Origin of the sequence: Nonomuraea sp. CA-143628 (assembly GCF_050942315.1) — a bacterium.
Taxonomy (GTDB): domain Bacteria; phylum Actinomycetota; class Actinomycetes; order Streptosporangiales; family Streptosporangiaceae; genus Nonomuraea.
This window is the reverse complement of the sequence record NZ_CP192072.1, coordinates 12870388-12882868: the sequence shown is the minus strand read 5'-3', so window position 1 is coordinate 12882868 and position 12481 is coordinate 12870388. Positions and strand designations below refer to the sequence as shown.

The following is a 12481-nucleotide window of genomic DNA, read 5'->3' as shown; positions in this document are numbered from 1 at the left end:
CACCTTCCACACGATGTTCAAGAAGCCCGTCACGGTGAACTACCCGGAGGAGAAGAGGCCCACGGCGCCTCGCTTCCACGGGCGGCACCAGCTCAACCGCTGGCCTGACGGGCTGGAGAAGTGCGTCGGCTGCGAGCTGTGCGCCTGGGCGTGCCCGGCCGACGCCATCTACGTGGAAGGCGCCGACAACACCGACGCCGAGCGCTTCTCACCGGGTGAGCGTTACGGCCGCACCTACCAGATCAACTATCTGCGGTGCATTCTCTGCGGTCTGTGCATCGAGGCGTGCCCGACCCGGGCCCTCACGATGACCAACGAGTACGAGCTGGCCGACACCAACCGCGAGAGCCTCATCTTCACCAAGGAGATGCTCCTCGCGCCCCTGACCCAGGGGATGGAGCAGCCTCCGCACCCCATGCGGCTCGGGGAGACCGAAGAGGACTACTACCGGCTGGGACGGACCAATGGGTGAGACCATTACCTTCTGGGTGCTCGCCGTCGTCTCCGTCGGCGCGGCACTCGGCATGGTGTTCAACCGGAAGGCCGTCTACTCGGCGCTGATGCTCGGCACCGTGATGCTCTGCCTCGCGGTCCTCTACGCCGTGCAGGACGCGCCCTTCCTGGCCGCGGTGCAGATCATCGTCTACACCGGCGCCGTCATGATGCTCTTCTTGTTCGTGCTCATGCTGGTCGGCGTCGACTCCTCCGACTCGCTGGTGGAGACGCTGCGGGGCCAGCGCTTCTGGGCCGCGATCGCCGCCGTCGGCTTCGCCGCGCTGGTCATCCTGGCCATCGGCAACGCCGTCTTCGCCAAGGAGGCCGGGCTGGCCTCGGCCATCGGGCAGGCCGGTTACATCCGCTCGCTGGCGCTGCTGCTCTTCACGAAGTACGTCTTCGCCTTCGAGATCACCTCGGCGCTGCTGATCACCGCCGCGCTCGGCGCGATGGTGCTGGCGCACCGCGAGCGGTTGACCGTACGGCCTTCGCAGAAGGACCTGGCCCGCGCCCGGTTCCTCGGCGACCGCCCGTCCCCGCTGCCCGGACCCGGCACCTACGCCAGGAGCAACGCCATCGACATGCCGGCGCTGCTGCCCGACGGCTCGGTCGCGGAGAGCTCGGTCAACCGCTACATCGCGCGGTTCGACGTCGAGCAGGGTCATCTGCCCGAGGATCCGAAGCTCGCCGAGGCCATCAAGCACAGGGCCGCCGTCGAGTCGGCTGAGGAGGAGTCCAAGTGACCACCCATTACCTCGTCCTGTCGGGCCTGCTGTTCGCCATCGGCGCGATGGGCGTGCTGATCCGGCGCAACGCGATCGTGGTGTTCATGTGCGTCGAGCTCATGCTCAACGCCGCCAACCTCGCGTTCGTCGCCTTCGCCCGGCAGAACGGCAACCTCGAAGGCCAGATCATCGCGTTCTTCGTGATGGTGGTGGCCGCGGCCGAGGTCGTGGTCGGCCTGGCCATCATCGTGACGATCTTCCGAACCCGCAGGTCCGCGTCGGTAGACGACGCCAACCTGCTGAAGTACTAGAGGTGACTGGTGGAATCTCCTGTTGAGATCGTCCAGCACACCGCCGGCGGCATGATCGGGGCCTCTTGGCTGATGATCGCCTTCCCGTTGCTGGGTGCGGCGATCCTGCTGATCCTCGGGCGCATGACGAACCGGTGGGGCCATCTGCTGGGCGTGGCCATGTCCCTCGCCTCGTTCGTCGTGGCGGTGCTGACCTTCCTTGAGATCATCGGCCTACCGGCTGAACAGCGCCGTCAGGCCGTACATCTGTATGAGTTCATTCCCGGCATGGTCGACATGGGGTTGCTGATCGACCCGCTGTCGATCAGCTTCGCGCTGCTGATCACGGGCGTCGGATCGCTGATCCACATCTACTCGATCGGCTACATGTCGCACGACGCCGAGCGGCGCCGGTTCTTCTCCTACCTGAACCTCTTCGTCGCCGCGATGCTCCTGCTGGTGCTGGCCGACAACTACGTCGGGCTGTTCATCGGCTGGGAGGGCGTGGGCCTGGCCTCGTACCTGCTGATCGGGTTCTGGCAGTTCAAGCCCTCGGCGGCGGTCGCGGCCAAGAAGGCGTTCGTCGTCAACCGCGTCGGTGACTTCGGGCTGCTGGTCGGCATGTTCATCATTCTGGCCACCTTCCACACGCTGACCTTCAGCGAGCTGGGCGCGCAGATCGCCAAGAGCCCGCCGTCCGGCGGCGCGGTCACCGCGATCGGCCTGCTGCTGCTCCTCGGCGCGTGCGGCAAGTCGGCACAGCTGCCGCTGCAGTCCTGGTTGCTCGACGCGATGGAGGGCCCGACTCCGGTCTCGGCCCTGATCCACGCGGCGACCATGGTCACCGCCGGTGTCTACCTGGTGGTCCGCTCCGGCGCGTTCTTCTTCCCGCCGGACTCGGCGCAGGCGCTCGCCGTCTCGATCGTCGGTGCGGCCACGCTGCTGGCCGGTGCCATCATCGGTTGCGCGAAGGACGACATCAAGAAGGGCCTGGCCGGCTCGACGATGTCGCAGATCGGCTACATGATGCTCGGCGCGGGCCTTGGCCCGGCGGGCTACGCCTTCGCGATCGGTCACCTGATCACGCACGGCTTCTTCAAGGCCGACATGTTCCTTGGTGCCGGTTCGGTCATGCATGGCATGAACGACGAAGTGAACATGCGGAAGTACGGCGGGTTGCGCAAGTACATGCCGGTCACCTTCTGGACGTTCATGGTCGGCTACCTGGCGATCATCGGCTTCCCCCTGCTGTCCGGATATTTCACGAAGGACGGCATCATCGAGACCGCCGTTCACCACCAGCCGATCCTCGGCTGGCTGGCCGTGCTCGGTGCGGGCATCACCGGCTTCTACATGTCGCGGATGGTCTTCATGACCTTCTTCGGCGAGAAGCGCTGGGATAAGGACGCGCACCCGCACGAGTCGCCCGCCGTCATGACGTGGCCGTTGATCATCCTGTCGATCGGCGCGGCCTTCCTGGGCGGCTACCTGATCATCAGCAACAGGCTGTACGACTTCCTCTCGCCCGCCGTGGGCACCGCGGAAGTGCGGCCGGAGTTCGTCTTCACCAGCGTTCCCGGCCTGGTCACGCTGGCGCTGGTGGCCGTCGGGGCGGGCTTCGCCTGGGTCAAGTACGGCAGGGCCGAGGTGCCCGCCGTGGCGCCGCGCGGCTCCTTCCTCACCACGTTCGCCCGTCGTGACCTCTACGGCGACGCGCTCAACGAGTCCCTGTTCATGCGCCCCGGCCAGTGGCTGACCCGCTTCGCGGTGTACTTCGACAACCGCGGCATCGACGGGCTGGTCAACGGCCTGGCGGCGGGCATCGGCGGGACCTCGGGGCGCCTCAGGCGGATCCAGACGGGCTTCGCCAGATCCTACGCGCTGTCCATCCTGTTCGGTGCTGCCCTCCTGGCAGGCGCCCTGCTCCTCGTTGGGAACATCTGATGTCACCCTGGCTCCCGATACTCATGGCGGTGCCCGTCCTGGGCGCCATCGTGGTGGCCCTGCTTCCCAAGGGCAGTGACAAGCTGGCCAAGCAGGCCACGCTGCTGGTGTCCCTGGTCGTGCTGGCGCTGACGCTCGTGATGGCGGTCCAGTTCAAGACGGGCGGCCCCAGGTTCCAGTTCCAGGCGGTCTACGACTGGATCCCGAGCTTCGGCGTGAAGTTCGGGGTCGGCGTCGACGGCATCGCGCTCGTGCTGATCGCGCTGTCGGCGGTGCTGGTGCCGATCGTGGTGCTCGCCTCCTGGCACGACGCCGACGGCACGCAGAGCGCCGACGGCACGCTGATCACCCCGAAGCGGTCGGTCAAGACGTACTTCTCGCTGCTGCTGGTGCTGGAAGCGATGATGATCGGCGTCTTCGCGGCGACCGACATCTTCCTGTTCTACGTCTTCTTCGAAGCCATGCTGATCCCGATGTACTTCATGATCGGGTCGTACGGTGGCGCGCAGCGGTCGTACGCGGCCGTCAAGTTCCTGCTGTACTCGCTGTTCGGCGGCCTGCTCATGCTGGTCGCGGTCATCGCGCTGTACGTGGTCGCGGGCAAGAACACGTTCATGTTCCCCGAGCTCGTCGGCGCCATCCAGGACCCCGCGACGCAGAAGTGGCTGTTCGCCGGCTTCTTCATCGCCTTCGCGATCAAGGCGCCGCTCTGGCCGGTGCACACCTGGCTGCCCGACGCGGCCGCGCAGGCTCCGGCCGGCGCCGCCGTGCTGCTCGTGGGCGTGCTCGACAAGGTCGGTACGTTCGGCATGCTCCGCTTCTGCCTGGAGCTGTTCCCCGACGCGGCCAAGGCGTTCACGATGCCGATCGTGGTCCTCGCGGTCATCAGCATCATCTACGGCGCGATCGTGGCCATCGGGCAGACCGACATGAAGCGGCTCATCGCCTACACGTCGATCTCGCACTTCGGCTTCATCGTGATGGGCGTGTTCGCCATGTCGCAGGTGTCGCAGTCCGGCGCCGCGCTCTACATGGTCAACCACGGCTTCGCCACCGGCGCGCTGTTCCTGGCCGCCGGGTTCCTCATCGCCCGGCGCGGCTCGCCGCACATCGCCGACTACGGAGGCGTCCAGAAGGTCGCCCCGCTGCTCGCGGGCTTCTTCCTGATCGCCGGTCTGGCCGGGCTCTCGCTGCCGGGGCTGTCGTCGTTCGTCAGCGAGTTCATGGTGATGATCGGCACCTACGGCAGCTCCGCCTTCGGGTCCGGCGCGCTGGCGGTCGCGGCGATCGTCTCCGCGCTGGCCGTGATCCTGGCGGCCGTCTACATCCTGTGGATGGTGCAGCGGGCGCTCAACGGGCCGACCGCCGAGCCGGTGAAGGCCTTCAAGGACCTGAACGTGCGCGAGATCGTCGTTCTCGCGCCGCTCATCGCGCTGATCATCGGCTTCGGCTTCTTCCCCAAGCCGCTGCTGGACGTGATCAACCCCACGGTCACCCAGACGCTGGTCAACGTGAAAGTGGACAACCCGGCTATCGCTGAGAAGGGGGCCGGCCAGTGAACGACGCTGTCGTGGCGCCGACCATCGAATACGGCACGCTGGCGCCGATGCTGCTGGTCTTCGGCGCGGCCGTCGTCGGTGTGCTCGTAGAGGCGTTCGCGCCGCGCTACATGCGCAAGTCGATCCACGTACCCCTCACCCTGCTGTCGCTGGCCGGGGCGTTCGCGCTGGTCATCGTGCAGGTGGTCAAGGGCGCCGTGCCCACGGCGCCGGTCGCCATGGGCGCGGTCGCGGTCGACGGACCCTCGCTGTTCATCTGGGGCGTCATCCTCGTCCTGTCGTTCGTCTGCGTGCTGATGATCAACGACGAGGGTCACTTCGTCGCCTCGGCGGCGGCCGTGCCCGGCAGCGCCGACGAGGAGGAGGCCGAGGCCGCCGGTGGTTCGCACACCGAGGTCTACCCGCTGGTCCTGTTCGCGGTGGGCGGCATGCTGCTCTTCCCCGCCTCGCACGACCTGCTGACGATGTTCGTCGGCCTTGAGGTCATGTCGCTGCCGCTGTACCTGCTGTGCGGCCTGGCCCGTCGTCGTCGCCTGCTCTCGCAGGAGGCGTCGATGAAGTACTTCCTGCTCGGCGCGTTCTCCTCGGCCTTCTTCCTGTACGGCACGGCCATGGTCTACGGCTTCGCCGGGACGGTGTCCTTCACCGGCATCAACAAGGCGCTGTCCACCGGCTCGCTGCTCGACCCGATCCTGCTGCTCGGCCTCTCGCTGCTCGGCGTCGGCCTGCTGTTCAAGATCGGTGCGGCGCCGTTCCAGGCGTGGAAGCCCGACGTCTACCAGGGCGCTCCGACGCCCATCACCGCGCTCATGGCCTCCGGCACGCTGGTCGCGGCCGTGGGCGCCGTGCTGCGGGTGTTCTGGGTGGCGCTGGGCAACCTGGACTGGGACTGGCGGCCGGTCATGTGGGCCGTCGCGGCCCTGACGATGGTGATCGGCGCGATCCTGGCGATCACGCAGACCGACATCAAGCGCATGCTGGCCTACTCCTCGATCGCGCACGCGGGCTTCCTGCTGATCGGTGTCATGGCCACGTTCGACAAGAGCGCGCAGAACGCCAAGTCGCTGTCGGCGATCATGTTCTACCTGCTCGTCTACAGCATCACCACGGTCGGCGCCTTCGCGGTGGTCACGATGGTCCGCGACCCCGGCGGCGAGGCGGGCCACCTGTCGCGCTGGGCCGGTCTGGGCAAGCGCTCGCCGATCCTGGCGGGTGTCTTCGCCTTCTTCCTGCTGGCCTTCGCCGGCATCCCGCTGACCAGCGGCTTCTTCGGCAAGTACGCCGTGTTCGCCGCCGCGCTGGCCAGCGGGTCCGAGGCCGGTGACTCGCTCGGGGGCTGGATGACCGGGCTGGTCGTGCTGGGCGTCATCGCCTCCGCGATCGCCGCGTTCTTCTACGTGCGCGTCATCGTCCTGATGTTCTTCAGCGACCCGGCGGCCGACGGTCCGTCCATCGCGGTGCCCAGTATGGGGACCGTGGCCGTCATCGCCATCTCGCTGCTGATTACGGTAGGAGTCGGGCTCTTCCCGCAGCCCATGCTCGACCTCGCCAACCAGGCTGCTTCCGGCCTGTTCATCAGATAGGGGATCTGTATGTCCGCGCCTCCCGTGGTTGACCTTCCCATTGAGGACGAACGGTTGGCGCAGGACGTGGCCAACGGACTGGCCGCCGTCGAGAAGCTGCTGCGTTCGTCGGTGGAGAGCGAGGACGCCTTCGTCACGGAGGCGTCCAAGCACCTCATCGAGGCCGGGGGCAAGCGCTTCCGTACGCTGATGGTGCTGCTGGCGGCCCAGTTCGGGGATCCGTCGGCGCCGGGTGTCGTGCCCGGCGCCGTGGTCATCGAGCTGACCCATCTCGGGTCGCTCTACCACGACGACGTCATGGACGAGGCTCCGGTACGCCGGGGCTCGCCGTCGGCCAACGCCCGGTGGGACAACACCGTGGCCATCCTCACCGGCGACTATCTGTTCGCCCAGGCGTCCGACCTCCTGGCCGACCTCGGGCCGGAGCTCATCCGCGTACAGGCCCAGACCTTCTCCCGCCTCGTGCAGGGTCAGATCCGCGAGACCATCGGGCCGCGCGGCGAAGAGGACCCGGTGGCGCACTACATCAGCGTGCTGGCGGACAAGACCGGGTCCCTGATCGCGGCCTCCGGCCGGTTCGGGGCGCTGCTGTCCGGGGCGCCGTCCGACGTCGAGGAGCGGCTCAGCCGGGCGTGCGAGGCCGTCGGGGTGGCCTGGCAACTGGGGGACGACCTGCTCGACGTGGCGTCCACCTCGACGGAGTCGGGCAAGACGCCGGGGACGGATCTTCGGGAGGGCATCCGGACGCTGCCGGTCCTCTACGCTCTGGCCTCCGACCCGTCCTCGCGGCTGGCGGAGTTGCTGTCGGGGCCGGTGGCCGAGTCGGACCTGGACGAGGCGCTGACGCTGCTGCGGGCGCACCCGGCCATGGGACAGGCGCGGGCCGAGCTGGATGCCTGGGTGAACCGGGCTCGTACCGACCTTTCCAGCCTCCCAGACATCCCCGCCAAGAACGCATTTTTGGCGCTATGTGACTACGTTGTCGAGCGTTCTGGGTGATCTCCTGATCGCGGCCCGGGTAGCGCGGGCCGTACGGATGCTGTCGTAGGTGAAGACGGCCAGGGCCAGCCACACGATCGAGAACCCGATCCAGCGGCTGGCCGGCATCGTCTCCTTCGCGACCAGCACCCCGCACAGGAACTGCAGGACCGGCGCGATGTACTGGAGCAGGCCGATCGTGCTGAGCGGCACCCGGATGGCGGCGGCGGTGAAGCACAGCAGCGGCACCGCCGTGATCACGCCCGCCCCGATCAGGAGTGCGGCATGGCCGAGCCCCTCGTTCCCGAACGTGGACTGCCCGGTCAGGCTGAGATAGAGGATGTAGCCCAGCGCGGGGGTGAGCAGCACCAGGGTCTCGACGGTGAGGCTCTCGGCCGCGCCCACGTTCGCCTGCTTCTTGACCAGCCCGTACAGACCGAAGCTGACGGCCAGCGCGAGCGCGATCCACGGCGGCCGGCCGTAGTCGATGGTCAGCACCAACACGGCGAGCGTCCCGAACCCGACCGCCACCCACTGCAGCGGCCTGAGGCGCTCCTTGAGCAGCACAACCCCGAACAACACGCTGATCAGCGGATTGATGAAGTACCCCAGGGCACTCTCGACCACCTGACCGGCGTTGACGGCATAGATGTAGACGCCCCAGTTGACGGTGACGATCACGGCGGCCAGCGTCAGCAGCGCGAGCTTCCTGGGCTCCTTGAGCAGCTCTCTCATCCAGGACCAGTGGCGCCGCACGGCCAGCACCACCAGGACCGCGACCAGTGACCAGGCCATGCGGTGCGCGAGAATCTCGACGGCTCCTGACGGCTTGAGCAGCGGCCAGTACAGGGGGAACAGACCCCACATCGTGTAGGCGGCAGCCCCGAACAGCACACCGCGCCTCAGGTCAGGCATGTAGTCCAGTTTCGGGCATTACCACCTTTAAACACAAATGCGTATTGCTGTATGGAAATATGTAGGGCTGCTAAAAGGTGGGGTGGCTGTCCGGAGGTGGCACGGTCCTGGTCTCGCCGTACCCCTAGGGCGCGGAGATCGCCGGCTTCGGCATGGGCTGCTTCTGGGGCGCCGAGCGCACGTTCTGGCAGGCCCCAGGGGTCGTCGCGACCGGCGGTCGGCTACCCGACGTACGAGGGGCTCCTGAAGGGGGCGGGCTACGGCGAGATCATCACGGAGGTGGCAGCCGCGGGGCCGCTCTTCTTCGCGGGGGAGCACCTCCACTGCAACAAAAACGGCTACTGCGGGATCGGCGGAACGGGCGTGGCCTGTCCGGTGGGGCTGACGTCCGGCGAGGCGTAGACCTGCGGCGCCTCGCCGAGCGTCGGGCGGTCGCTGGCCGCGCTGCGGTTCTTCGGCCGATCACGGCCGGCACCGCACGTCTCCGGCCGCAGGATCCCGACCGGCCGCCGCTAACTCAGCGCCGTCGACAGCCACTTGCCGTTTACTCGTACGTAGAGGCGTCTGTTGGTCGAGTCGACCGCGAGTGTTCCGTCGGTCGGGGTGTGCGTGAACGAGGCGTCGCTGACCGCGCCCGCGACCATCCGCAGCGGCGGGTTCGGCTGGTTCTTGGTTGGGATGGTGCCGCCGGACTGCCCTCCGATGTTCGCGTAGCAGTTCTCCACCCGGAAATCGCCGGTGCTTGAGGCTTCGTAGTAAATGTGAGTGCCGGTCGGCTTTGTGGAGTAGCGCCCCACGACGTTACGCAGGACGGCGGTCGAGCCGGAGCCGGAGTAGAGATCGATCCCGGAGTTGACCGTCGCCGCCGAACTGTTGGCGATCAGCACGTTCTCCAGGGCACTGACGCTTCCCGCCCAGGCGATGATGTTCTGCGCAGTGGAATACCCGGAGGCAAAACCACCTGCGTAAGCATAGATATTGGACGCATAGACATGCCTACAGGACGCGTCGACCTTCAGATGAGGGCCGCCCTGCATCCTGGAGGTTTCGAATTTGCAGTCCGTCAGATAGATCCCGTTGGGATTATTGGTCTTCGCGGTGCCCTGGGTGATCCACAAGGCGCCGGTGCCGAATGCCTCCATGCGGCATCCGATGAAATGGATCTGGTTGACGTTGTCGGCACTGTATCCCCAGCCGGTCGTGGCCGAGGAGTTCCGAAGCCACACGTTGGGCTGAGTAGTGCTGTTCGCTGTGCCGGTGCTCTCCTCGATCACCAGGTTGTAGAACCTGGAGTCCCAGAACTCGACGGCGTCGATGCACAGGTCGTTGTTGCTCGACATGAAAACATCGCGAAAGTAGGAATTGTCATTGTAGTAAAGCTCGAGCAGCAACCCGGTCTTGCCAGTGCCGTTGAACCCGAGGTTTTCAATCGAACAGTAGCGCCGATGTTTCGACCCGCTCGTGTCGGTTGGGGCTCCCGACATGCGTAACAGGATGCCGTTCGCCTTCTTGACCAGCGTGGAGGCCTTGCTGCTCGCGCCGACCAGCCGGATTCCGTTGCCGCCGATGGACAAGGCCGGGCCGCCGGCCGTCGGGGTGACCGCGTACGCTCCCGCGGGGAAGTACACGGTTCCGCCTCCAGCGGCCACCGCCGCATCGATCGCGGCCTGGATCTTCGGGGTGTCGTCATCGGCCCCGTTGCCGAGCGCTCCGTAGTTCTTGACATTGAACCAGTCCAGCGGGGCCGTCTCCGCCGCCGCAGCCGGGGTCTTCGCGATCATGGCGGCACCCACCAACCCTGCGGCGGTGCCCCACAACGCTCTACGCCCCATGCTCGGACTCTTCGGCTCCGTCATGCCACAGCCCCCCTAGAGATCAACTCGAGGATTAAATCAGTTCTAGATCGATCCGCGAACAAAAATCAGGACAGATCGGGCACATGTGGGGGACTTGGTGGCAGAAGCTTCCTGGGCGCTCAGTGCTCCGGAGGCGGCCGGTGGCCGGTGGGGGCGTGGCCGTACAGGATTGAGGTCCAGGCATTGGTGAGGACGTCGATGAGGACCTCCTCGTCGTCGAAGGGCGGCACCCCGGTCGCGGCGAGATAGTAGAGCCGCTCCCCCAGCCAGGTCAGCGAGGCGGCCACGGCGCGCACGTCCGCGTCGCCGAGCCGCCGCAGCGCGTCCGGGTCGGATCGGATACGGGCCGCGGCGGCCTCGGTGAACAGGTCCATCTGTTCCAGCCACAGGGCCCGCAGGCCCTCGTCGGAGCCCCAGCTCTCCACGATCGCCATCAGGACGCCCGCGTTGGCGCGCCACAGCCGGGCCCCGTCGCTCACACCGGACCGGAGCGCGGCGGCCGGGTCCTGCCGCCCGTCGATCCAGGGCTCCGCCGCCTGTTGCCCCTGCGCCACGGCCTCGCGCACCAGCTCGCCGAGCACGGCCTGCTTGCTGGGGAAGTAGAAGTAGAAGCTGGCCCGGGAGGCATGGGCGGCGGTCAGGATGTCGGCCACGCTCAGGGTGTCGAAGCGGTGTTCGCGCAGCAGCTCGCGCGTCGCCGACAGGATGCGCTCCCGCAGCTCCGCGGAGGCCGGCGCCGCGCCGGATCGGCGGGCGGAAGGGGCGGTGCGCTTGGAAGCCATGCGCCCCAGCATATGACAGCCTGTACGGTCATAGCGTCTAGACGACATGTCCATACACTGTGTATGGTTCATGACCATGACACGGATAGCGATCCACCTGGTCGTCACCGACCCGGACCAACCGGCCAGTTGCTCGACCCGTTCGGGCATCGCTGGGCGCTGGACCAGCACATCCAGGACGTACCGCACGACGAGATCGTCTCGCGGGCCGCAGAGCCATTCGGCGGATCGGTGACGGCATGAGATACCGCACATTGGGCGCGAGCGGCCTGCGGGTCTCCGAACTGATCCTGGGCGCCATGACCTTCGGCGAACAGGGTGACGTCGGCGCGCCGCTGCCGGAGTGCCGCCGGATGGTCGACCTGTACGCCGAGGCCGGCGGCAACATGATCGACACCGCGATCAACTACCGTGACGGGGCCAGCGAGCAGATACTCGGCGAGCTGCTGGAGGGCCGACGCGAGTCATTCGTGCTCGGCACGAAGTACACCGTCTCACGCGACCGCGCCGACCCCAACGCAGCCGGAAACCACCGCAAGAACCTCCGGGCGTCGCTGGAGACCAGCCTGCGCCGGCTGCGCACCGACTATGTGGACGTCTACTGGGTGCACATGTGGGATCGCGACACGCCGATCGAGGAGACGATGCGCGCGCTGGACGACGCGGTCCGGGCCGGCAAGGTGCTGTACGTGGGGATCTCCGACGCCCCCGCCTGGGTCGTGTCCCGCGCCAACACGCTGGCGCAGTGGCACGGCTGGAGCCCGTTCATCGGCCTCCAGGTGCCCTACAGCCTCCTCCAACGCGACATCGAACGCGAGCTGCTGCCGATGGCCGAATCGCTCGGGCTGGGCGTCACCGCGTGGAGCCCGTTAGCCGGAGGGGTGCTGTCCGGCAAGTACACCCGCCCCGGCGGTCCAGCGACCGATGGCCGACTGACTGCCAAGTCGCTCTCGGCCCGTGACCACGCTGTCGCCCAGGTGGTGCAGGACGTCGCCGATGACCTCGGCGCCACGCCCTCGCAGGTGGCGATCGCCTGGACGGCGAGCCGTTCCCACGCGATCCACCCCATCCTCGGGGCGCGCCGCGTCGAACAACTCCGGGACAACCTCGCGGCCGCCGACCTCACCCTGCCGCCCGAAAGCCTCGCCCGCCTGGAACAGGCCACCGGCTCCACGCTCGGATTCCCGGGCGACTTCATCGCCCAGACGTCCCCGTGGGTCTTCGGCGCGGCACTTGTCGACCCGTCCTGAACGACCGGTGTTCCAGATACGTCATGCCTTACTACGGACGCGCCGTCGACAGCGCACGACAGGTCAACAATGCGCTGCTGGCGGCGTACATGATCGGCAGTCTG

At 67.3% G+C, this 12481-nt stretch carries 12 protein-coding genes; 9 read left to right on the top strand and 3 right to left on the bottom strand.

Going from position 1 to position 12481, the window contains the following annotated elements; translation table 11 throughout:
• The first annotated feature begins 13 nt into the window (after positions 1-13).
• From nuoI to ACQP2T_RS58635, 7 genes are read left to right on the top strand one after another with little or no spacing between them, the layout of a single operon-like run.
• Positions 14-472 (top strand): NADH-quinone oxidoreductase subunit NuoI, encoded by a 459-nt coding sequence (gene nuoI / locus ACQP2T_RS58665; protein WP_246651072.1) that lies wholly within the window; start codon positions 14-16, stop codon positions 470-472.
• Entirely contained in the window at positions 465-1238 is a 774-nt protein-coding gene (locus tag ACQP2T_RS58660) for an NADH-quinone oxidoreductase subunit J (protein ID WP_358546529.1), read from the top strand. The genes nuoI and ACQP2T_RS58660 overlap by 8 nt, the downstream gene beginning before the upstream one ends.
• 47 nt (positions 1239-1285) lie before the next feature.
• Positions 1286-1531, top strand: coding sequence for an NADH-quinone oxidoreductase subunit NuoK (gene nuoK / locus ACQP2T_RS58655; RefSeq protein ID WP_433519980.1), 246 nt, complete (start codon positions 1286-1288; stop codon positions 1529-1531).
• A gap of 51 nt (positions 1532-1582) precedes the next feature.
• Positions 1583-3454, top strand: a complete 1872-nt coding sequence (nuoL, locus tag ACQP2T_RS58650; RefSeq protein ID WP_433519979.1) for an NADH-quinone oxidoreductase subunit L — start codon at positions 1583-1585, stop codon at positions 3452-3454.
• A complete protein-coding gene (locus ACQP2T_RS58645) occupies positions 3454-5013 on the top strand; it encodes an NADH-quinone oxidoreductase subunit M (protein WP_433513344.1) in 1560 nt (519 codons plus the stop codon). The genes nuoL and ACQP2T_RS58645 overlap by 1 nt, the downstream gene beginning before the upstream one ends.
• 47 nt (positions 5014-5060) lie before the next feature.
• Positions 5061-6596 carry an NADH-quinone oxidoreductase subunit NuoN gene (gene nuoN / locus ACQP2T_RS58640; protein WP_433519978.1) on the top strand — a complete coding sequence of 512 codons (1536 nt, stop codon included), beginning with the start codon at positions 5061-5063 and terminating at the stop codon, positions 6594-6596.
• 9 nt (positions 6597-6605) lie between these two features.
• Positions 6606-7595, top strand: coding sequence for a polyprenyl synthetase family protein (locus ACQP2T_RS58635; protein ID WP_357954698.1), 990 nt, complete (start codon positions 6606-6608; stop codon positions 7593-7595).
• Here the strand turns inward: ACQP2T_RS58635 and rarD are convergent.
• Entirely contained in the window at positions 7563-8489 is a 927-nt protein-coding gene (rarD, locus tag ACQP2T_RS58630; RefSeq protein WP_433513343.1) for an EamA family transporter RarD, read from the bottom strand. The two genes, ACQP2T_RS58635 and rarD, sit on opposite strands and share 33 nt — an antisense overlap.
• Before the next feature lie 279 nt (positions 8490-8768).
• On the opposite strand from rarD, the gene ACQP2T_RS58625 reads away from it, so the two are divergent.
• Positions 8769-8891: a hypothetical protein gene (locus tag ACQP2T_RS58625; protein ID WP_433513342.1), complete on the top strand. Its 123-nt coding sequence runs from the start codon at positions 8769-8771 to the stop codon at positions 8889-8891.
• 110 nt (positions 8892-9001) lie between these two features.
• Here ACQP2T_RS58625 and ACQP2T_RS58620 read toward each other — a convergent pair whose 3' ends face one another.
• Both ACQP2T_RS58620 and ACQP2T_RS58615 read right to left on the bottom strand, forming a co-directional pair.
• The gene (locus tag ACQP2T_RS58620; RefSeq protein ID WP_433513341.1) at positions 9002-10270 is read right to left on the bottom strand and encodes a glycosyl hydrolase family 28-related protein; all 1269 of its coding nucleotides are present in this window, start codon (positions 10268-10270) and stop codon (positions 9002-9004) included.
• 194 nt (positions 10271-10464) lie between these two features.
• A complete protein-coding gene (locus ACQP2T_RS58615; protein ID WP_433513340.1) occupies positions 10465-11127 on the bottom strand; it encodes a TetR/AcrR family transcriptional regulator in 663 nt (220 codons plus the stop codon).
• A gap of 239 nt (positions 11128-11366) precedes the next feature.
• Between ACQP2T_RS58615 and ACQP2T_RS58610 the strand changes: the two genes are divergently transcribed.
• Entirely contained in the window at positions 11367-12377 is a 1011-nt protein-coding gene (locus ACQP2T_RS58610; protein WP_433513339.1) for an aldo/keto reductase, read from the top strand.
• Positions 12378-12481: the final 104 nt, after the last annotated feature.

Excerpts from the sequence above, each read along its gene's own strand:
- nuoI (WP_246651072.1), top strand. The coding sequence starts at position 14 with ATGTTCAAGAAGCCCGTCACGGTGAACTACCCGGAGGAGAAGAGGCCC.
- ACQP2T_RS58660 (WP_358546529.1), top strand. The coding sequence starts at position 465 with ATGGGTGAGACCATTACCTTCTGGGTGCTCGCCGTCGTCTCCGTCGGC.
- nuoK (WP_433519980.1), top strand. The coding sequence starts at position 1,286 with ATGGGCGTGCTGATCCGGCGCAACGCGATCGTGGTGTTCATGTGCGTC.
- nuoL (WP_433519979.1), top strand. The coding sequence starts at position 1,583 with ATGATCGGGGCCTCTTGGCTGATGATCGCCTTCCCGTTGCTGGGTGCG.
- ACQP2T_RS58645 (WP_433513344.1), top strand. The coding sequence starts at position 3,454 with ATGTCACCCTGGCTCCCGATACTCATGGCGGTGCCCGTCCTGGGCGCC.
- nuoN (WP_433519978.1), top strand. The coding sequence starts at position 5,061 with ATGCTGCTGGTCTTCGGCGCGGCCGTCGTCGGTGTGCTCGTAGAGGCG.
- ACQP2T_RS58635 (WP_357954698.1), top strand. The coding sequence starts at position 6,606 with ATGTCCGCGCCTCCCGTGGTTGACCTTCCCATTGAGGACGAACGGTTG.
- rarD (WP_433513343.1), bottom strand. The coding sequence starts at position 8,489 with ATGCCTGACCTGAGGCGCGGTGTGCTGTTCGGGGCTGCCGCCTACACG.
- ACQP2T_RS58620 (WP_433513341.1), bottom strand. The coding sequence starts at position 10,270 with ATGATCGCGAAGACCCCGGCTGCGGCGGCGGAGACGGCCCCGCTGGAC.
- ACQP2T_RS58615 (WP_433513340.1), bottom strand. The coding sequence starts at position 11,127 with ATGGCTTCCAAGCGCACCGCCCCTTCCGCCCGCCGATCCGGCGCGGCG.
- ACQP2T_RS58610 (WP_433513339.1), top strand. The coding sequence starts at position 11,367 with ATGAGATACCGCACATTGGGCGCGAGCGGCCTGCGGGTCTCCGAACTG.